At 33.3% G+C, this 23656-nt stretch carries 13 protein-coding genes; all 13 read right to left on the bottom strand.

The window, feature by feature from the left end; all coding sequences use genetic code 11:
• Positions 1–13 precede the first annotated feature (13 nt).
• Positions 14–1780, bottom strand: coding sequence for a sulfatase (locus Q0842_RS06700; protein WP_298495854.1), 1767 nt, complete (start codon positions 1778–1780; stop codon positions 14–16).
• Positions 1781–1849: 69 nt separating this feature from the next.
• A complete protein-coding gene (locus Q0842_RS06705; RefSeq protein ID WP_298495857.1) occupies positions 1850–4825 on the bottom strand; it encodes a glycoside hydrolase family 2 protein in 2976 nt (991 codons plus the stop codon).
• Positions 4826–4848: 23 nt separating this feature from the next.
• Positions 4849–7026 (bottom strand): beta-xylosidase, encoded by a 2178-nt coding sequence (locus Q0842_RS06710; protein ID WP_298495859.1) that lies wholly within the window; start codon positions 7024–7026, stop codon positions 4849–4851.
• Positions 7027–7057: 31 nt separating this feature from the next.
• The gene (locus Q0842_RS06715; protein ID WP_298495861.1) at positions 7058–8368 is read right to left on the bottom strand and encodes a cellulase family glycosylhydrolase; all 1311 of its coding nucleotides are present in this window, start codon (positions 8366–8368) and stop codon (positions 7058–7060) included.
• 298 nt (positions 8369–8666) lie between these two features.
• Positions 8667–10244 (bottom strand): RagB/SusD family nutrient uptake outer membrane protein, encoded by a 1578-nt coding sequence (locus Q0842_RS06720; RefSeq protein WP_298495864.1) that lies wholly within the window; start codon positions 10242–10244, stop codon positions 8667–8669.
• Between the two features lie 13 nt (positions 10245–10257).
• Positions 10258–12975: a TonB-dependent receptor gene (locus Q0842_RS06725; protein WP_298496020.1), complete on the bottom strand. Its 2718-nt coding sequence runs from the start codon at positions 12973–12975 to the stop codon at positions 10258–10260.
• 9 nt (positions 12976–12984) lie between these two features.
• Complete coding sequence (locus tag Q0842_RS06730; RefSeq protein WP_298495866.1) at positions 12985–13314, bottom strand: carboxypeptidase-like regulatory domain-containing protein; 330 nt, start codon at positions 13312–13314, stop codon at positions 12985–12987.
• Between the two features lie 205 nt (positions 13315–13519).
• Positions 13520–15202, bottom strand: a complete 1683-nt coding sequence (locus tag Q0842_RS06735) for a hypothetical protein (RefSeq protein ID WP_298495869.1) — start codon at positions 15200–15202, stop codon at positions 13520–13522.
• 170 nt (positions 15203–15372) lie between these two features.
• Positions 15373–16077: a DUF1080 domain-containing protein gene (locus tag Q0842_RS06740; RefSeq protein WP_298495872.1), complete on the bottom strand. Its 705-nt coding sequence runs from the start codon at positions 16075–16077 to the stop codon at positions 15373–15375.
• Positions 16078–16156: 79 nt separating this feature from the next.
• Positions 16157–17752 (bottom strand): sulfatase, encoded by a 1596-nt coding sequence (locus tag Q0842_RS06745; protein ID WP_298495875.1) that lies wholly within the window; start codon positions 17750–17752, stop codon positions 16157–16159.
• A gap of 12 nt (positions 17753–17764) precedes the next feature.
• Positions 17765–19561, bottom strand: a complete 1797-nt coding sequence (locus Q0842_RS06750; RefSeq protein WP_298495877.1) for a glycoside hydrolase 43 family protein — start codon at positions 19559–19561, stop codon at positions 17765–17767.
• Positions 19562–19587: 26 nt separating this feature from the next.
• Positions 19588–20535, bottom strand: coding sequence for a T9SS type A sorting domain-containing protein (locus Q0842_RS06755; RefSeq protein WP_298495879.1), 948 nt, complete (start codon positions 20533–20535; stop codon positions 19588–19590).
• 229 nt (positions 20536–20764) lie between these two features.
• Positions 20765–23626, bottom strand: coding sequence for an alpha-L-rhamnosidase (locus tag Q0842_RS06760; RefSeq protein WP_298495882.1), 2862 nt, complete (start codon positions 23624–23626; stop codon positions 20765–20767).
• Between the last annotated feature and the right edge of the window lie 30 nt (positions 23627–23656).

Here is a 23656-nt window from a genome sequence, read left to right on the forward strand (position 1 = left end):
AATCCTACTGTTTCTAATTTAAATCAGAAAGATTTATAGCTTTTGACTTACTAGGCTTAAAACCAATACGTTGAGACTGGACCATAATTATAGCATCTTTAGAAGCAGAAAATGGGTTTGTATAAATCGACCACGTTTCAGGAAAATCACCACCTTTAGTTTTAATTTTATAACCTATTGATGCACCTTCTGTTTCGCAATTAATTTGAATTTCACCATTAGAATAAGATATTAATGGTTGAGATGTTAGCGGTTTACTATCACTACCTTTCCAAAGTTGATTGATAAGTTCTGCTTCTGGTAAGTTTGGCTTATCACCAATTGCAACTAACCACCTATCCATTTCAGATCGTAATTCATTAAGCTTGTCTTTATAGTCTGGGTTATTAGCTAAATTATTTAATTCATGAGGGTCTGCTTTACAATCAAACAACTCTTCTTTAGGTTTTGAATTTCTAAACCATTGCATTTGTAAATCGTTTAACTTACCAGTATCTTTTAATCTTAATAATTCTTGCATTGTCGGAATTTTTTCCCTGTAAGCAAGTGGTAAATAATAACCTTGTTCTGGTCTATAATTACGAATGTATTTAAATTGATTATCCTTTACTGCTCTTATAGCATCGGTTACTTCATCGAAACGGTCTGCAGCAGCATGTATATAGTTACGTTTATTTTTAGCCTGATAATCACCTAAAAATGCTTGTCCTTGCATATACTCTTCAGGCTTTTCACCTATTAAAGATAATAACGTTGGAGCAAAATCTGTAAAACTAATTAATTGCTCGTCTTTAGTTCCTGCATTCATTTTATTAGGAAAACGAATAATCATTGGTGTATTTAAGCCTGAATCATAAATTAAACGTTTTTGCCTAGGTAATGGCCCTCCGTGGTCACCATAGAAAATGATAATGGTATTTTCTAAAAGTCCATCATCTTCTAATTGCTTTAAAACGGCTCCAACTTGATTGTCCATTTCGGCAATATTGTTGTACAATTTCCACATATCACGTTTAGTAACGTCATTATCTGGAAGGTATGGCGGGATATTAAATTTTGTATCTTTAGGTAAATGCTTTGTAATATCTTCTTCTGCAATTCTATTTTTTGCTTCAGGTAGTCCGTTTTGTTTCCAAGCATAAGTTCTATCACCAGCACGGTAATGTCTTGTTTCTATTTGTCTAAAACCATAAGGTTCAAATAAGCCAGATTCGTGTGTTTCTGTAAAATTGAATATTGAAAAAAAAGGCTGATTATCTTTTCTGTTACGCCAATGTGCATAAGGACTACTTTCATCCCACGCTGTAACTGGTGCTCTAAATTGATAATCTTCCTTATAATTATTAGTACAATAATATCCATTTAAACGGAGTAATTCACTAATCATTTTTACTTGAGAAGGGGGTACTGCTTCATACTTAGGCAAGCCTGTTTGCTTAGTATTAGATGTTGTACGCATATGGTTTGCACCAATACTTGAAGGGTACATTCCTGTTGCTATGGCTGCCCTACTAGGGGCACATACACCAGAAGTTGAATACAAATTAGGATAAATAACACCTTCGTTAGCTAAACGAGTTAAATTTGGTGTTTTAACAGTTAAGTCTCCAAAAGGTGGAATATAAGCTCCCATATCTTCTGTAACTAACCATAAAATATTAGGTTTCTTAGGTAATTCTACTTGCTCGTTATTTACTATCTGTTCATTTTTGCTTTTGGTGTTTTGACATGTAAAAAACATTAAACAAAATACGCTACAAATTAATGTATTAATTTTCATTTTTAATTGTATTATCATTGTGACTTATATTGTTATAAGATAATATAACAATATAAAACACTAAATTATTTACTTCTTTTTAGCAATAACAACATACATTCTAGCGTCTTCTGGAGCATCTCCATCACTATTTCCAGCCATAACTACACTCTCTCCTGCTTTAACGTCACGCTTAAATAATGACATTTTAACTTCTCCTATAATGAAATCATCCCCTGTATCAACATAATCTTCAATTAAAAACTCTGGACGAGACACTCTATCATCATGTCCTACATAAAGTGTCATATCTTCTCCTGCTATAAATTGTAACAGGTCTCTTGCCCAATAACGACTATCTGAATTAGGTACTCTTACATATTCTGAACCATGTAAATAGCTTGGAATCTTTGTATAGTTATATTGTAAGTCAGTATATGGTTTCTTTCCCCAAAACACATTTGTTCTTAACATTGCTTGAGAGTCTCCTGTATAACTAAATTTAGTAAACAATTTACTCTTATTAGTAACACCTGGCACATAAGGAGGAATAAATGGTGTGTAAGCTGTTTTAGGTTCTTCTTTTACTACTGTCTTATAAAGTTGAGGCATTTTAGTACTTAAACCACCTTCTAAATTTACCGGTTTAGAATTTAAAGTAATGGTAGCATCTTTCAACCCTTGTCTTTTTGCTGTAATTTTAACTTCACCTGCTTTTAATAATGATTTAATTGCCACTCTATTTATACCGCATTCTGTATCTAGATATAGGTTATTAATTGTGTTTTCTTTACCACTATTATAACCACCTCTCCATATACCTGCCCCTGATATAGTAAAATCTATACGTCCTTTATCTAATGGACATCTGTTACCTTCTTTATCAACAACTTCAACATCGATTAAAGCAATATCTGATCCATCTGCTAACCATCCATCGGCACCAGTTATAGATGTTAATTTAATAGCTACAGGCTCTCCTGTAGTATGTTTAATTTGTGTTGCAGAAAGTTCATTATCAATATAAGCTTCTGCTCTTATTTCACCAGGTTTCCATTGTACATTATCAAATTTATAAACATACCCATTATCTGGAATAGTATCAGTACCTATCAACTCATTATTTACAAATAATTTAACTGCTGCTGTATTGGATATAACATATAATGGCTTGGTTGTATCTTCGGTATAATTCCAATGTCCAATTATATGAACTTGTGGTTCTGGTCGCCACATAGATTTTAAAGCATAAAACCCTTCTTTAGGTAAGCGAACAGCATCAACTTCTCCACTTGCTCTGGTAACTTCTGTAGGACATCTACCACCATGAGGTCCATCAGAAAAAATCCAATTTGCACCACCACTATGGTAAGGCTTTTTACCCATTTTTTTCCACCAATGGTCTGCTTGTCTTACAGCAAATTCTTCTGACGTTAATTTATAGGTATTTCTGCTTAAATTTGGGTGACTGAAAAAGTTATCATCTGGTGAATATTTATCCCATGATCTACGTGGTGCTTCATCTCGACAATATTCACTTTCAATAATTGGTAGGTTAGGATATTCACCTTCCCATCCTTCAGTTCCAATTTCAATACTAATGTATTTTTCTGACCAAGGTGCATTATCTGCACGTCTGTGTCCCATTAATCGTTTTCCTTTAGGATCGAAAGTATCAATAACATCTAATATTTCCTGATAATGTGCTTCCGACTCAGCCCAGTTACCGCCTTCCCATATAAAAATAGATGGATGGTTACGGTAGTAAACAATCATATCTCTAAAAGCAGCAATACGTATATCCCAAGTTTCTCCTTCATCTTCAGATTCTCCTGCAACGCCAGGCATTAAGGTTACAAAACCATATTTATCTCCCATGGCTATTTCAGCTGGAGATCCTGCGCAATGTCCCCAACGTATAAAATTACCTCCTGCTTCATCCATTAAATCATAGGTAAAATCTCTTAACCAGTCTGGTAAAGCAGCACCAAGTCCTGCCCAACTATTGGTTGGTTTTTGTCCCCATCCATGCAACTTTACATATTCCTTATTAATATGAAAACCAGAGTCTTTATTAAATTCAAAACTTCTTATTCCCAGAGGTGTTTCGTAACTATCTAATACAACATCATTTTGTTTAACCACGGTATAAACTTTATACATATAGGGGTTACGAGTGTACCAAAGTTGTGGGTTATCAATATTTAATTGTGTTTCAAATGTAAATTTTTCATTTGCTTTTATATCTTGAGAATTTGTTCCTTTTTGAACAATATTACCTTCTTTATTAATAATATAAGTTTCAAGAACCACATTTTTTTGTTCTTGATATTCATTATAAACTTCAGATTTTACAGTAACAGTTGCTTTATCGTTAGTAATGTTATCTGCATATGCATACGTACCAACTGTTTTTAAATTATCGTACAAAGGTAAAGTTACGTGTAAGGGATCCATAACATGTAAAAATACATTTCTATAAATTCCTCCATGTGTTGGGTGCCAATGTTCATGATTCCATACTAAAGGAAAATTATCTCTAAAATGATCGCCTCTGTCGTTATTAACTTTTACGGCTATTACGTTTTCTTCTCCAAAATTAATGTGAGAAGTTAAATCAAATCCGAAAGGGATAAACCCTGTTTGGTTTTGACCAATATGCTTACCATTAATATAAACATCGGCAATTTGTCGTACCGATTCAAATTCGATAAATATTTTTTTTCCTTTTTCTGATTCTGGAAGCGTGAAATTTTTTCTATACCAAACTGTACCTCGCCATTGATTATCTTCTCCATCGTGATGACCATGACTTAAATCATCAAAAGTATCAACATCATTAAAAGTATGCGGACAACTTATTGTGACCCAGGATTTATCATCAAATTCTTTTGATTGAGCATGATCTGGATTCTCTTTTATAAATTTCCAATCAAGATTAAAATTATATTTAAACCTATTACCCTTAGATAAGTCTTTTTCATGATCTTGAGAGCTACAACCACTTAAAAACAAAGTAGTTAAACAAAAAAACAGACAAACTATACTTTTAAAACGCTTTTTCATAAATTAAATAATGAGAAGTTACTTTAATTTTTAGCTGTTAAGATTATGGTTTTTAAGTCTTTTTCCATAGATGATGCCCCAACTGATATTGTAAATGTTCCTGGCTCCACCACTTTTTTCATATCTTGGTTTAACACATTAAGCTCATTAAAACCTAATTTAAAGGTTACTGTTTTTGTTTCACCTGGTTTTAAGGAAATACGCTCAAATCCTTTTAACATTTTAAGGTAACGTCCTACTGAAGCATAATCGTCTCTAACGTACATTTGTACTACCTCATCTCCTTGTCTATCCCCAGTATTGGTAACTTCTATTGAAACTGTGGTTTCTCCATCTGTATTTATAGTATTACTTTCTAATTTAGGTTCTCCATATTTAAAAGTCGTATAACTTAATCCATAACCAAATGGAAATAAGGGTGACTTATCAGTAAATCGGTACTTTCCTTTTCCAGATCCAATAAAATCAGGACGCTCAAGATAAGTTACAGGAACTTGCCCAACGGAGCGTGGAAAAGACATGGTTAGTTTACCTCCTGGATTTACGTCTCCAAAAATAACGTTAGCAACAGCATTACCTGCTCTCATACCACCATACCAAGTTTCAAGTACTGATGGTATGTTTTCGGCTATATAGTTGATACTTAATGGGCGTCCATTAATTAAAACCACAATAACTGGTTTTCCTGTTTTATGAATCGCCTCTACCAATTCATTTTGAACACCATACAAATCAAGATCAGAACGATCTCCACCTTCACCACATGTTTTATGAGAGCTACCTACTACTAGAACAACAGCATCTGATTTTTTAGCGGCAGAAATAGCCTCAGGAAATCCTTCTTTTGAAAAACTATCAATATCACAACCTTTAGCGTAATTTATTTTTACATTATCTCCTACTTTTTTCTTTAAACCATCAAGAACTGAAACATAATATGGTGGTAACCCTGAATAGCCACCCAATAGTTTATAGGTTTTCTTTTTAGGTCTCTCTTCATGAGCGTTAGGGCCAATAACTGCTAAAGATTTTATTTTAGATAAATCTAGTGGTAAAAGATTATTATCATTTTTTAGCATAATCATAGATTTTTCTGCCATTTCCAAAGCAAACTCACGATGTTCATCAGTACCAGCTTCTACAGTTTTCTCATCAATCTCTTTTGGTTTTGAATCAAATAAGCCTAATTTATATTTTGCTGTTAGAATACGTGATGTGGCTTTGTCTATATACTTCATCAATGAAGGATCCTGCTTTATTGTATCCTTCAATACATTGATATGATAGGTTGACAAATCAACATTCTTACCAATTACCAAGTCCATATCAACACCCGCTTTTAATCCTAAAATAGCCGATTTAGCTCTGGTTTCAGGAATAAAATGCATAGTCTGTAATCTCCCAACATCATTATTATCAGAAACAATAAAACCATCAAAACCTAGCTCGTCTCGTAAAATATCCTTTAACAACCAAGTATTCATATGACAAGGAACTCCGTTAAAATCTTGATGCCCTGGCATAACGGAACCTACCTTTGCTTCCTTTACTGCTGCCTCAAACGATGGCAGATAAACCTCACGCAAACGACGTTCGGACATATCACTAAATCCACCATTTATACCACGACGATTTTCAGGATATCCAACAAAATGCTTAGCTGTGGCGATAACATGATTTTCATCAAATTGCTCATCGCCTGTACCTTGTAAGCCCTCGATAAACGCAACACCCATTCGTGAAACTAAATAAGGGTCTTCACCATAAGATTCTTCAACACGACCATATCGTGCATCTCCTGAATAAACATCTAAATTGGGAGAATAACAATGAGTAACACCTAAAGCACGAGCTTCTAACGCTGTTTGTGAAGCCATTTTTTTGATTAACTCAGGTTCCCAGGTTGAAGCACAGGCCACCGCTTGTGGATAAACCGTTGTATTACCATAATAATCAAGAACAAGCCATAATCCATGTAATGCTTCCCCATACTTCATAACAGGAATGCCCAATCTTTCATTGGCAGGTGCATCCTGAATCATTTCTGTCATCTTCTCTTCTAAGGTCATTTGACTAATTAAATTTTCAACTTTTGAGGCAATTTCAGAATCTTTCTGAGACGTCGTTTTATTCGCTTTACTTTCTGAGTTGCAATTCAATAATAAGACTGTAAAAAATCCAAGAACAAATAATTTCTTCATAAACTCTTTTTTAATAATTACTTTATTTTAATTAATCAAAATTCCTTATTCCAGGAACAATTTTTATATCCAATATCCCTTCGGTTTTTGGCCATTTTAATACTATTAATTTTTGACTTTTGGAATCCCAAATAAAATCTGTCGGATCAATTTCATTAGACAATTTATAAATTTCAAGTCCAACATTTTTTAAAGGATTATAATATAAGACTGACTCTTGACCTATAAATATTGAAAAACCATCAGGATAATGTCTATTAGCACCAATAAATATTTTTGATGCACCTTTGCTATTATCTGGTTTTATTTTAACATCTAAACTTCTAGTTGCATGATTAAATAAAAAGGATTGAATATCTCCTGCAATAGATTGAGGAAAAGGTCTAGAAATCACATCTGTAATATACTTTCTTTCTACTGTACCTGCATCTGTTTTATCACTAAATATCGACCAAGTTGAAGGGCCACCTGGAAGAAAATTTTGCATGGTTCTATTTCCTAAAAACCAAGCTTTTATAGAACCTACACCCATCTTATCGAAAACTTCGGCAGTTCGGATATAAAGCTCTCTGTATTTTAATTGCCCTAGCTTGCCCTCTATTATAGTATCGGTTGTTGCAAATGTTGGAAACCCCCATTCTCCAATTAAAATTGGAGCTTTTAACATATCTGATTCCTTATCAAATCGATCCATATTACGCTTTATAAAGCTTATATCATTTTGGTATATATGCGGTGCAAAAATGATATTTTTTCTATTAATTGGCTTTGTAATTTCTGAGTATTGATTATTATCTATTTTCTCTCCTTTATTCATAAAAATAGACTGAAATAATATCATTTTATCTTCATTTATTTTTTGACTTTCATCAATTATTTTTTGATATAAAGGAATAAGGTATTTGTTTGTTAAATTTTCATAAGAAATATCCATGGTTAACTTTCTTGGTTCATTAACCACATCGTATCCTAACACAGAAGATGCATTGGAATATCGGTTCCAAATTACTTTCCATGCATCTATATAAGTTTTATATTCATTCTTTTTATTTTGCCAGAATTCTTCCCAGACAAACTTATCTACACCATAAACTGTCATTTTAAAAACCGTTTTTATACCATGGTATTTACCTAAAGCCACTAAAGAATCTAATTTAACCAAATAATCTGGCTCAAGCTTACCACCTGGAAAATTACTAAGTTTACCTAACTCCAACCGAATAACTTGGGTGTTAGCTCCCATTCGCACCATACGTACGTAGTCGTCGCTATTAAAAAACACTTCACCTTTATGGTCGTTGGTGTTTACTACAAAACCTCTGGGTATAATATGTTTTCCCATATCATCTCTAAGGCCATGTTTTATTTGTGAAAACGTGTGAAGTGAGCTTAAAAAACAAAAAAACAGAATGCATCTAACTTTTACGGACATGAAAAAGGATTTATTATTACAATTTTATTACCAATCAAAGTTAAATTGAAGAATAAAATTTTGTATCCTGTACAGTACTGCAAAATAAAATATTTAAAGAATTAGTATAAATTACACTATTTATTAGCGTTTTTAACAACAAAAAGACCGAAAGAAAACTTCTTCCGGTCTTTTAAACTAAACTAACTCAAAAAAATAAAACTAATATTTATCTATACCCATTATTTGTTGGATCTGATTCCAATAAAGCTGGATTATTTTCTAATTCTTGTAAAGGAATAGGCAATAAAACATGATATGGTTTTATATTTACATTAGGCTCCCAGAAACGATATTCAAGATTCTGAACTACATCTAATAATATTCCCCATCTAATCAAGTCATATCTTCTAGTTGCTTCTCCGGCTAACTCCCATTTACGTTCATCGTAAATAGCTCTTCTAAACGATTCTTGATCTAGTCCTAATATAGCTTCAGCTTCTACTTGAGTAGCAAAAGCACGCTCTCTTACTTCTCTTATATATTCAAAAGCAGTGTTAGGGTTTCCTCCAGGGCGTTCGTTTTCGCATTCAGCAGCCATTAAGGCAACATCAGCTAAACGGAATACCATTCTATTATCTGAGTGGTTAAAACGCGGTGAAGTTTCCAAATCTAAATTCCAAAATTTAGCCATGTAAGGAAATACTAAATCGAAACCTAAATAGTTATCTACAATATTAAGTTCTCTTCTTAAATCATTCATAGGAAATTTTTCCGCAAAATCTTTCGAAGCAACTTGTAAACCAGTTCCATTAAAGGCTTGTCCATTTGCAGCAAGCGCAGCTCCAAGAGCTCCTCTTTCATCGGTATTAAGGGGTTCATCTCTTAAACGCGGGTTAAACATACTTGGTCTCCAACTATTATTACCAGCAAATGAACGGCCAGGAAAAGCAGGATCAAATATACCTTCAATGTCCTTTGCAAAATCTAATGACCAAATAATCTCAGCATTATATTCATTTAACGGATCAAAAACATCATTATAGTTTGGTAAAATGGTATGAGGAGATCCATTTAAAATTTCATTACACTTATCTAAACCAGCTTGCCAGTTTTTCTGCTTCATATAAATTTTAGCCATAATTGTAGCGGCTGCCCATTTTGAAGCTCTACCGCTTTGATCACCGGTATATGAATCTTGTAAATTATCTTGAGCAAACTGTAAATCTACTAAAGTACCTGCAATTATAGTTGCTTCATCTGTTCTTCCTAATGCACCTATTTCCTCTAGTGTAAGCACTTCTGTATAATATGGTGCCGCGCCCCAAAGATTAGTAATGTGCCAGTAACATAAACCTCTTAGAAATGTAGCTTCTGCAATAATATCTGTTCGAGCTGGTTCAAGTATGCCTTCATTCCCAGTTACTCTATCTATAATTACATTGGTATTTAATATGACTCTATAAAGATCCTTCCAAGTATCAGAAACACTCATTTTTTGAACAGATACATCTGCCAAAGCTTCATTCATTGTATAATTACCAATAGGCTGTACAAAATTTGCAGCACGGTTAGGTTCAATGATATCGGCACCATTATCATAAAAATGATCAAGCCCTACTTGCCCGTATATAGAATTATTCTTTAAAATGGCATATGTACCATTAATAGCTTGTCTTGCATCACTTTCTGAAGCAAAAAAGGTTTCAGGAGAAACAAGTGCTCTTGGTTCTTCTTCTAAAAAACTCTCACAACTAAAACATGAGAATATCATAAAGACGTATAAAATTATATTTTTTGTTTTCATAATCATTATTTTTTTAAAAAGTTACGTTTAAACCAAGTGTTATAACTCTTGGGTTAGGATATTGTGCACTAAGATATCCTTGTGCTATATTACTACGACCAAAACTACTTGCTTCTGGATCAATTAATCTCGTTTTAGAAAACAATAATAAATTCGTTCCTGAAAAATAAACGGTTGCATTGTTAATTCCGTCTAATCCCATTTTATCAACAGGGAAATTATATGCTAATCTCACGTTTTTTAGACGTATGTGCGATCCATCTTCAACATATTCCGAATTACTTGGTGTGTTTGTAACAGAATCTGCACCTGCTCTAGGAATATTAGATGTTTCATTAACACCTTCTATCCAACGGTCACGTAAATCTCCAAACTTAACACCTTCTCCACGGTTAAAATAATTATTCCTCATGTTTAGGTTGTAGACTTCATTGCCCGTAGTACCTTGAAAATAGAAAGAAAAATCCCAGTTCTTATATGAAAATGAGTTTTCAAATCCAAAAATTAAATCTGGTGTAGGATCTCCTAAAATCACGTTATCCTCAGTTGAAATAATACCATCCGGAACACCATCAGGACCGCTAATATCGTCAAATCTAGACCCACCAACAACTTGAGCAGTTAAACCAGAAGCATCAATCTCAGCTTGACTTTTCCATGTCCCTAAGTATCTAACTCCTGTGTAAACAGGAACTGATTCTCCAACAATTAAACGTGTATTACCAGACCCAATAATAGGATCTACTACAATATCAATAAAATCTACACCACCAAGGTCTAAAATTTTGTTTCTGTTTGCAGATAATGTTACCGTAGAATTCCAATTAAAATTAGAGGTTCTAACATTTGTAGAGTTTACAAGAAATTCCCATCCTTTATTTTCTAAAGATCCAACATTTTGTAATTGACTATTAAAACCTGTTTGTCTTGGAATAGTTACATCTAATAATAAATCTTCTGTTTTCTTGTAGTAATAATTAAATTCTGTAAAAACTCTACCACCAAACAAAGATGCTTCTAGAGCGATATCGAACGAACTTGTAGTCTCCCACATTAAATTGGGATTTGAAGGCCTACCAAGAGTCAAACCGGGCACTTCTTTACCATTAAGTGTTGTATTTGCTTCAGTTAATTCTCCAAAAGTTCTATATGGCTCAATAGCTTGATTACCTGATTTACCCCAACTAGCTCTTAATTTTAAATCTTGAAACACATTTTGATCTTGCATAAAATCTTCTTCAGATATTTTCCAAGCTCCTGCTATTGAAGGGAAAAACGCATATTTATTACCTGGTGCAAAACGAGAACTACCATCTGTTCTTCCTACTAAAGTTAAAAGGTATTTATCTTTATAGCTATAATTTAATCTTCCGAAAAAAGATGCTATTTGAAATGCACTATAATCACTAGAAACCGCTGCCCTAACTGGATCTGAAAAACCTAAGTTATCAAAACCTACTGCATCACTTGTAATTCCTGCAGCCTCTGATAAAGCTATTTCAGTAGCTACTTTTTGAAAAGAAGCACCTGCAAGTGCGGTAATACTATGATTTTCTCCAAAATCTGATTGATATTGTATAGTATTTTCATTATTCCATCCTGTACTAGCAACTGTTCTCACACTCGCTGTACCTCCATCGGGTACGTTATCTGCGAGAAAACCTGGCAATTGACTAGATGTAAATCTATTTTGCTTAGTATTGTTAAATTCTGGACTAAATGTAGAACGAATAGTCCACTTTGGAGCTGGACTATACTCTAAATAAACTGTTGCTAATAAATTATTAGTAAACGTTTCATTAGTATTCAATGCTATAGCAGCTAAAGGGTTATTAAAAGGAGCTCCTGCAACCTCATCTCGTCCATTAAAGGTTCCATCGTCATTAAAAGCAGGCTGTGTACGAAGTATACCAAAAGCTGCCTGACTAAAACTACCCAGCGCGTTATCTTGTTCTAGTCTAGAATAATTTAATCTAAATCCTGTTTTTACTTTATCGTTAATTTTAAGATCTAAATTTGTTCTGAAAATATATTTTTCAATACCAGAACTCCTAACGATACCTTCTTGATTAAAATAATTAAACGATGTGTAATAATTAACATTATCTGATGCTCCAGAAACAGAAATATCTGCATTATAAATTGGAGCAGTTCCTAATACTAAATCAACCCAATCGTTGTCAGGATATGAAGATGGATCACCTGGAAATGGCTCTGCAGCAGACCTAAAACGAGCACTTTCGTTTGTAAACTCTATTTGCTCCCTTTGAGAAAGTCTATCTGGTAATTCTGGTAACATTTGTGAACTTGTATATAGATTTAGACTAATCTGTGGTTTTCCAGTTCCAGCTCCTACACCATTTTTTGTAGTTACTAAAACTACCCCATTTGCACCTCTAGAACCATAAATGGCAATAGAAGAAGCATCTTTTAAAACCTCGATAGATTTAATATCGTTACTATTAATGTTGTTTAAGTTGAAATTTGTACCAACCACAATACCATCAATAACCCAAAGCGGCTCATTACTTCCCGTAATGGAGTTACCTCCTCTTACTCTAATAACAGTACCAGCACCTGGCGCACCACTAGTTTGTGTTACTTGAACACCGGCAGCTCTTCCTTGTAAAGCTTGATCTACTCTGGCAACTGGTACAGCCGTTAAATCTTCTGAACTTACAGATGATACCGATCCTGTTAAATCTGATTTTCGTTGCGTACCGTAACCAATAACAACGACTTAATCTAGCTTATTGTCTTGCTCTAAAGATACATTGATTTGAGTTTGATTACCTACAAGTATTTCTTTTGTTGAGTAACCAATGTAAGAAATAACAAGTGTACTTAGTGCATCTGCCTTAATAGTAAACTCTCCATCAAAATCAGTAGTTGTACCTTGTGATGTCCCTTTAATTAATACTGTTGCTCCTGGTAGTGGTTGACCGTCTGCAGTAACTGTACCTTTTACAGACTGCGCATTAGACATTGCCATACAAGAAAATGCCAAAATAACACACATCCAGGTTTTCCGAAAACTCGAACGAATACTTAATTTAGTTTTTAAATTCATAAAATTTTAGTTTGATTGTTAATAGATTCCTAAAATATTATGAATTTTTTTATCAACTGTCCTGTTGCATCCCTTACTATCCTGCACTACCCTGTGCTATTCTGTACTATTCTGTACTATCCAATAATAGGTTGTTAAAAAAAAATCTCAGACTACATAGTAATCTGAGATTTCACAACTAAAAGAATGGTTATTTACTCTTTATTTATTGAGGAATTAATTCAATTAATTTAACACTATGTGGTTCTAAATCCACTTGTAAGGTAAGCTTACCATCTATTTTTTTTACAATAGAATCTGTGATTGTTAATGGCAATTTAGCCAACTGTGTATATTTGGTTAAGTTGGAATTTAACACGTTATCCCATCCATCTCCAAAACGATCTGAAGGTCTGTTTCCATAAATACGGCCGTTCGTATTTTCAACGATACCAGCTGCTCTTAAATCTTTATAAAGTTCGTGCATCATGATACCATGGTTTTTATCTATAGTCCACTCTTTCATTTTCCAGCTTGTACCGCCGGAAATTTGCCCACCATCTAATTGAGGGTAAAGCGTTCTGTTTGAAGTGCTTGTACGGCTTGTATTATGATTATAAACCATTAAGTAGATAATATCACCTTTTATAACAGGTATTACACCTGCATGGCCACTAAGATTATCAATAGTTTCTAATCTACTACCTCCTTCCATCTTCAAAAACATTTCGGTTACATTCCGTCTACCTTGAGGTAAATTACTAGATTCTATTTCTTGTCCCCAATCATAAATTTCAGTAATTCTATTCTCATAAGCCAAGTCTGCAATTCTTGCATACCAACTTGCTCCTAATTCTGTTGCGTCTGTTAAACTAAGCCCACGAACCCTATTTTCGTCACGCAATATCCCAAATTCTTGAATATCAAAAGGTATATTACTAAACTGTGGGTAACTATTTAATTTAGCTCTGTACGCATCTACAGTTTCAGGAAACTTAACTGTGTTTTCGTCAATTTTCTCGTAGTATGAAATACAGAAAAAATCCATTTTTGTCCCTACTTCTCCTGTTGCATAATTGGTACCATTGGCACAATGATCAATAATCTCTGTAGTGAAAGTAGCAACGCCTTCGGTTAAATTATTTCCTGGGCCAATAATAGCATCCGGAATAACTTTTAAAACCTCATCTACTGTAATATCGTAATGTTTAAAAAACTCATCTTTAGTGCCATTCCAATGTTGGGGCGAATAGTTTGGCTCTGTAGCTACTCGAAAGCGCCATGTTTTAACTTCATTCATACCAAACTCATTAACAAGTGTTTGCATAAATGCATTTATGTATTGTCTCCAAATATCATAATCATCTGGCGGGTTTGTATTCCCATAGGTATTTACCTCTTTTACCGCATTCATTTCCCATGGCACATTATCTAATACAATTCTAGGTTTAAAACCGGTTAACATAAAATTGCGCATATCATTTAACAAATCACTAAAATCTGTTATGATATTTCCCGAACCATCCACACCTTTGTAAAAGTCATTTTTGTTATCCGTTCTACCACCCAAAACACGAACCAAATTATAACTTTTAACATACGGCTTAATATTTTCTATATTGGTCCTAAAACCAGAACTACTAAAACGCGTTTGATTTATCATTGGTCTTGTTGACCAGAAATTATATAATTGCCCTACAACTGCGCCAGTATTAATACTAACTAAATTATCGGGATCTACAACAATTACAGGCTGTTCTGGCTCTTCTGGTTCTTCTGGTTCTTCAGGATCTGGATTTTCAATAACCGGTTCGGTTAAATCTTCTGACTTTGAACATGTAAAAAATATGGTGAATAATGAGAGAAATAGAAGAATAGATAATCTTCTAAAGGAATATAACATTTTCATAAGCAATTTGTTTACTTCAAAAATAAATAAAAACCAACTAACAAACCATCCTGTACTGTACTGTACTGTACTGTAATGCTATTATAAATAGAATTAATAAATTTTTGAAAGTTAAATACCTATGTTAGATAAAAAAACATCTTGAGTTAACAACATATTGTATATTTAAACTACAAAGACTTCAATCTAATATTTTTAAAAGACACAGTCATTGGTGGACCAACATGCACTTGAACGCCAACGAATCCTTTTAAACTTCTATTTGTAGTATCTAAATCGATTACTTCACTCATTAAAACACCGTTTACATAATGCTGCATTAGACTATCTACAACAATTAAATGCATGTCATTCCAGTCATTTTCTTTTACATTCGACTTTAGAGTTTTAGTATCCCCTAAAGAAGCCACAACATCTCTAGTTTGCCAACAATTCTTTTTAACGTTTTCTTTAATGTTTTTAATAGAAATGCTATCTGGCAAAGCATTAATTACCACTTTCTCTCCAATATATGCTAAAGTGGTTCGCTTTTTTTCTTCGTAATTTTGACCAGTATATTTATTTTTTCCATCAATATCACATTGGTAACCTTTTAAAGCAAAGGGGAAACCATCAATAACTTGACTTCTATAATTAACACCACTATTACCCGATTTGGAAATTTTGTACTGTAATTTTAATTCAAAATTTTCAGGTTGTTCTTTATTATAAATTATAAAAGTATTTCTTTTTAAAATAGTCTCTGGAGTTACTTCACCAACCAAAATACCGTCTTTAACCTTCCAATAAGCAGTATCACCCTTCCAACCTTCTAAATTTTCACCATTAAAAATAGATCTGAATCTTGATGCCTCTTTATTAGCTTGGTTATTCACATTATACTTACATGAAAAACACGTAATTAGAAATAGTAAACATATCGTTTTAATAATATTTAAAATCATTTTATTAATATTAATCTAATGTTATCTTACTCTTCCACCAATTTTCATTTGGTTGAAAATCTTTTGATAGAACTTCTAATCGTTGCTTTTCCAGGGCTGGTAATTTTTTATTTATGGTATTTAAATAACGATTTTGCGCTTTAACTTTACTGTATTCAACATCTTTAACGGGATATTTAGCACCTACTTTTTTTAACCAAGACAATAAATTATGGCTTAATTCTTTTGCTATTTCTGAATGTTGTGCAATCACATTTAAATTGTCATTTTCGTTTGAAGGTAACTTATACAACTCTTCACGACCATCTTCCCAATAGTGAATTAGTTTCCATCCATTTTGTTGAATTATAGAAGCTGGTTCGCCACCTTGATTACCGTAGTGAGGATAGTGCCAATACAATGGCCTATTTACAGCTAAAATCTTTCCTTCCAGTAATGGCTTAAGACTTATACCATCTATATGCTGTTTTGGTAGTAGTGGCACATTGGCAACATCAAGTAGTGTAGGATAAAAATCGGTATTAATTACGGGGAAATCTGTTGTAGTACCCGTTTTTTTTAACCATGGTATTTTTATAAAATAAGGTTCTCGAATACCACCTTCCCATTGATAGCCTTTTCCGCCTCTTAACGGCAGGTTACTTGTTGCATAATGATCGCCTGAGGCTACACCTCCGTTATCGGAAGTAAAAACTACAATGGTATTTTCTTCTAATCCGTTATCTTTTAATGCTTTTAAAACAATACCAACAGCATCGTCCATGGTTTCTACTAACCCTGCATAAACTGGATTGTCTTGAACTTTACGAATTGGTAAAACACGTTCCATACTGTAACCAGTATTTGCTATACCTATTGAATCGGCTTTATCGCGGTATTTTGCCCATTTAGGTTCTGTAGTTTGTATAGGTGCATGTACTGCATAAAAGGATAAGAAAGCAAAAAATGTGGTGTCTTTATGTTTTGAAATAAAATTGGCTGTTTCATTGGCTAAACGTAATGTTAAATTTTCTCCTTTTTGCTTATTGGGCAATTTAGGGTTATTCCATGGTGAGAAGAAACCGCCTCTAGGCGAACCCGCATCTATACCTGCAATATTAATATCGAAACCATGATTTTCGGGGTATGCTCCTTCACCGCCTAAATGCCATTTTCCAGCAAAAAAGGTTTTGTATCCGTTATTTTTAAAAGCTTCAGCAATAGTAATATCTTCTTGCGGTAATGCATGAACATAATCTGCTGGTAATAACTTATCATAACGATTTCTTTTACGCCAATCTTCTCCTGTTTTGGCACCAATCCAATCGGTAATACCATGACGAGCAGTAAACTTTCCTGTCATGATGCTGGCTCGTGATGGACTACAAACTCTACTAGCTGCATAGCCTTGAGTAAACATCATCCCTTCGTTTGCCAATTTATCTACATTTGGTGTTTCGTAAAATGTACTACCTGTAACACCTAAATCATGATACCCTAAATCGTCAACTAAAATGAATAAAATATTCGGTTTTTGATGTTGCTTTATAATTTCTGATGCTTTGAATTTACATCCAAAAAAAAAGAAAATACTAATACCAAAAAACAGCTTATTTAGTATATGCATGAATTTTAAACTTTATTTAGCTGCTTTTGGCCCATCATAATCATAGGTAAACCAATCAACATCTATATAACCTGTATCTGCTTTTTCATTCCAAGAGAAAAACCCTAATCTATCGCCTGTCCATTTTCCAAATGCAATAGTAAATGTTGGTCCAAAACGTGTATAATTTTTACCATCGATACTATATTCATAAGTGGCTTGGTTTATATTATTTGAGGTTCTTACATATAAGTTGTTACCTGTTATATCTGGCCCTTTTGTTTTTTTAGACATTGGATCCATATAAAACAGACTCTTTTTACCATTTTCATCTACTTCAACACCCAACAAATTAAAGACACCTCCATATCTTACAAATCCTGCTAATTGATGTGGTTTCATGCCTGAAACATCAAACTTTGCTACAGCAGTACCTGTTGTAATTCCCATAATTCGTTGACTTAATGTGTTACAAGCTCTCCAGAAATCTGAATCTGAACCATCATTGTTTGTCCACTCGTTTATATTTGGTCCATAACCTTTTTCGTTTGGTAATATTTTGCTTGCTTTAAGGCGTAGCCACCCTGGGCGCTCGGTTAAAGACCAATGTGAGTTTCTTGGATTATGGTTCCATTCCCATTGAAAACCTAATTTTGAAGAAGAAAAATCATCATCTGAACTTGGAGCAGAGATTGGATAACCATCTATAGGTTTTTTATATTGTTTTACAGGTTCGCCAATACCATCATTATCTTCGTCTACACCAATTATTGGCCAACCATCAACCCATGTAACAGGTGCTAAACATTGTGGTCGACCTTGAAAAGGAATATCATCATTTTGTATTAACTGATGCATATACCACCACGATTTATCTGGTGCTTGCATTAAACCTCCTTGACTACAACTACGATTATTAAATGCTGTTCCTTTTTCTAGAACAGTTTTTACTTCATAAGGTCCATATATACTTTCTTTAGAGCGTAATACAATTTGCTTCCTATCATTTTTAGGGTTTTTAACACCTGGTTTTGTAGAAGTATCACCCATAGTCCATTGTGCTAAAAAGATATACCAAGTGCCCTCTATTTTATAGATTTTTGCAGCTTCGGCTCCCATTCCTGTGTAGGCTAATTTACCTTCATCTAAGATTTTTGTACCATCCCAACTCATTTCGTAAATTCTATTCTCATTACCTTCAATGGTGTTTTCTGGTCCTTTTTGCTTTCCTGCTGTATTAATTATTACGTAAGCTTTATGTGCTTCTTCATCCCAAAAAACTCCTGGATCGTCTAATACTTTTGCTTTTGGAAGCATCATGATGGGCTTACTCCATGGACCTTTAATATCTTTAGCTGTGGCCACCATTAAACCATGTTGATAGTCTATTTGGTAACAATACCAAGTCCCTTCATGATAAGCCAAATCGCCTGCCCATGTACCAAAAGAATAGCCATTCATGCGATCCCAATTATATTCTGGAGCCCATGATAAACTTTCAAACACATGGCCAACATTTGTCCAGTTTACCATATCCTTAGATTCTAGAATAGGCATACCAGGTGACATATGTTGTTTAGATGTAATCATGTAATATGTATCGCCAACTTGCTCGATATCAGAATCTGGATAATCGGCATTTAAAATAGGGTTGATGTATGTGCCATCGCCTTGATCGCCAAAACTCCCTATTTTAGCTTCAACTTGAGCTATATCCTTAGATTTTAATATTTCATTTTCTGAATTCTCTGTATTTTTTTTACAGCTTAATACGCTTAAAACAGAAACTAAAACAAATGCTTTAAAAACACTTACATGTTGTATATTCATTTAAAAATTTATTTAAAATGTTTCAATTATAATTTAATAATCTTTTTTAACAATGTCGTTTTACTATCTTTTGTGGATATAAAATAAATTCCACTAATTAAATCGTTAATATCAATAATTTGATTTCTGGATGTACTTGTATATTCACGAACGGTAGCACCATGTATATTAGATATAATAAGTTTGGAGTTAAGTGGTAAATTTTTAAAATTCACAATACCATTGGTTGGGTTTGGGTACACTTTAATTTCTTCTAAATTACTTTCAGAGCCTATTGATAATGAACCATTGTAGCATGAAGATTCGCTATTTGATAAATTGAAAGCAACACTATCAGAAATACCATTTAATCTTAACACCATTCTATCTAATAGACAATAAGAAGACCTTGCATCTAAAGTTATTTTATATATCCCAGGGTTGTTAAAAGTAACAAAGACTCTATGAGAATCGCCATCATTAGTATTGGCAACAAATCTCCACTCCTGCGTATTTCCAAAAATTTTAAAAAAACCTAATTCTGATTTTCCTTCCGGGCAATCATTATTTGCATCGGTTTCACAAGCAGGTCTAGGGATAACTCTATGACCAGATTTTATACCATAATAATCATCGGCATCAATTTTTAACCAAGAATCGTTGTGCTCTCCATTAGATGTTCCCATATTTATTTTCATGTGCCAAGCAAATCTATAGGTACCAGGAGTATTTATTTTAATATTATAAACAATTGGAGCATTTGATAAGTTGTTAAAAGATTGTGGACCATCCCAGTATATATAACCACTACCTGTATAACCAGAAACACTATTATCTATTTTCCAGTTTGGGTGATTTATTATACCGGACTCCATTTCAATTGTTAAAAGTCCGTTTTGCTCTTCAAATGGTAATGTACCATCACAGGCTGCTGTTTGTGCAAACACACCCATTGATAATATTAAAAGAAAAAGAAATGTAATTCTATTTTTCATTTTTATTGTATTTTAATTTAAATTAGATATATATAATTACTTAACTTTTCAAATATAATCAAGCAATTCAGGTATATTGTCCTGAACTGTCATGTATCATTTATAAAAACACCTAATAAAGTAAAAAACTAATTTATGTTATTTAACCAAAACAGTTTTCACTTCTTTTAAATATCTAAAAGAGAAAAAGAAAATATAGTATTACCATATTTTCTTTTTCAAATTATAACTATTTAGATTTTGAATATTCAATTTGATAATTCCCAGAACCTAAAACTATAGAATCTTCTTTAATTTTAAGAGTGTTATTTTGTTTGAATTCTGAAATAGATTTTCCATTTATTTTTAAACTTTCAAGTTCTGAAGGTGTCACTAGAACCCTTGCTTCTGTATTAAACGGTACTTCAAGATTCATATGCAACACTTTATCGTTTATTGTCCAATTATTGGTAATATCGCCATAAGGAGTTGGAACTTTTACTTCCGTTTTTGTAATTGCATTAGGAAACTCAGGGTTTACAGTAAATGCTTTGTAACCTGGTTGATCTTCTGAAGATTTAATACCACCTAAAGATTCATAAAAATAAGCTGCAAAACCACTATGCATTGGGTGATTTAAAGAGTTTGTTGGCCCTTCCATTTCTTCCCAAACAAATTGGCGTTCTGGCCATGTGGTAAATCCTGAATTCATGACATAGGTTTGACTTGGAAAATCTGGAGTTGTTAGAATTTGATGTGCTAAATCTGCTTTTCCGTATTTAGATAATACGGTGTAAATATATCTATTACCATGTATTCCTGTTGAATGATGACCACCTTTAACTTTAACAATATCATGTGCTAAACCATTCACAATACTTTCAATATCATTTTCTGGTGCTAAACCAAATTGTAAAGCTTGAACAGTTGCCGTTTGACTTTGATACCATTTGTGCTTTGTGTTAGGAATTTCAACTAAAAATTGCTTGTTAAATGCCTCTTTTAATTCGTTTTGTTCTTGCTTCATTTTTGCGGCATAAGCAGCATCATTATTCATTTCAGCAAAGGTTTCCATAATACCCAAAACATCATAAAAATAAGCGTTTGCCGAAATAATAGGATCGCATTCCATGGCACTAGGATTTTTACGTCGGTCCCATCGTGGTGGACACCAATCGCCCATACCATCTTGCATAATGCCATTTTCGCCTTTAAAGTTGAGATAGAAATTGGTCAAGTTTCTCATTTCTTCATAGTACTCTTTTACTATAGCATCATCTCCATAAAACTTGTAATTATACCATGGCAAATACATGGTGGCCACACCCCAATCTATTTTTGCATAGGTTGATGTACGTTTTCCTGGAGCTATCATAGTTGGTACTTGAAACTTTATATCTGGATTATTATGTCCTTTTGTTGGTCGCATTTGCGTACGGATGTCTTCCATATATTTTTTATAGAAATCGTACATATCGTAATTGTAAAGTGCATATTCACAAAATGCATGTGCATCTCCCAACCAACCACATTTTTCACGGTGCGGACAATCTTCTGGAATACCGTGAACATTGTCTACAATCGTCCATTTACTAATACTGTGCATTTTGTTTAGTAATTCATCTGAAGATGTAAAACTTCCTGTTTCTTGAATATCTGTAGCCACCAAAACTGCTTTTATCATCTTAGCATCTGGTTTTCTAGAAACACCATTTATTTTTGCATATCTAAACCCGTGATAACTAAATTTAGGTTCCCAAGATTCTATGCCATCTCCTTTACAAATGTATTTATAAATTTGTGCCATTCCATTTGCGCCACCTCCTGTAGAGCCTGGAAAAATATCTTTCCCATTGGTTAATAATGCTTCGGTTGTTGTGATTTCAATTAATTGCCCTTCTTTTCCTTGAACATTTAATTTTACCCAACCTGCAATGTTTTGTCCAAAATCAACAATCCAATTACCATCTGGTGCTTTAAACACCTTTTGTGGTTCAAATTCTTTTAATTTTTTAATTGGAGGAATTTGACTCGCACTTATTTTTTTTACTTGCGGAGATGCTACTTTTGCATTACCCCATTTAGCATCATTATAGCCAACTGTATTCCAATTTCCTAATTCATAACGCGCATCATAGGTGTCGCCTCCATAAATATTATTGAATACTATTGGTCCTGTAGCTTCTTTCCAGTTTTCGTCTGTATAAAAATCTGATGATGTACCATCTTTATAAATCAATTTCACCAAACAACGCACGGTTGGTGGGCCGTAAGACACTCCTTTTTTATTAGATTCTGGATCACGGCTCCAAGAAATATTTTGTCCGTAAAATCCATTTCCTAATATAATTCCAAAGGCATTTTTACCAGATTTTAACTGTTCTGTAATATTATAATTTACATAATAGGCTTGCTTATCGTAGTTAGATGGCGCAGGATCTAAAACATGATCTCCAACTTTAGTTCCATTTAAATACAACTCATAATAACCTAAACCGCAAATATAAACTTGTGCATTTTCAACATCTTTACTAAGGTCTATCTCATTTCTAAAATAACTAGCTGCAAAACCATCAACTGGTTTGGCTTTTTTCATATTACCTCTTTTATAATCTCTAAATCGATGCTCTGAAGTTCGCGTATCTTTATTTAGTGTGATCCATTTTGAAGCTCCCCAATTTTCGGCATCCATCAAACTCATTTCGAATTCTTGAATCTCTGACCATTTAGAAACCGTACCCTGTTCATCCCAAATTTTTACTTTCCAAAAGTATTTTTGCATTGGTTTTAAACCTGTGCCTTTATATTTTACAAAAGTTGATTTGTTGCTTTTTACTTTTTTAGTATCCCATAAATCAGCATCTCCTTCATTTAATTTTTCTTTTGATGATGAAACCAATATGTGATATGCTGATTGAGATTTGTTAAATCCATCAATATTTACAATCCAAGAGAAATCGAATTGATTGTTTTCTATGGTAGTTGGATTTTCTTTAGCATTAACTAATAATTTTTCAAAAGATATTGGCTTACCTGATGTAGAAACATCTTTACAAGAAAAGCATATAATTAAGATTATAATAAGTGAGAATAAAGTTTGTTTTTTGACCATAACTATTTTCTAATTTGAAGATTTTTTAGG

The sequence above is a fragment of the uncultured Algibacter sp. genome (assembly GCF_947495675.1).
Classification (GTDB): Bacteria; Bacteroidota; Bacteroidia; order Flavobacteriales; family Flavobacteriaceae; genus Algibacter_B.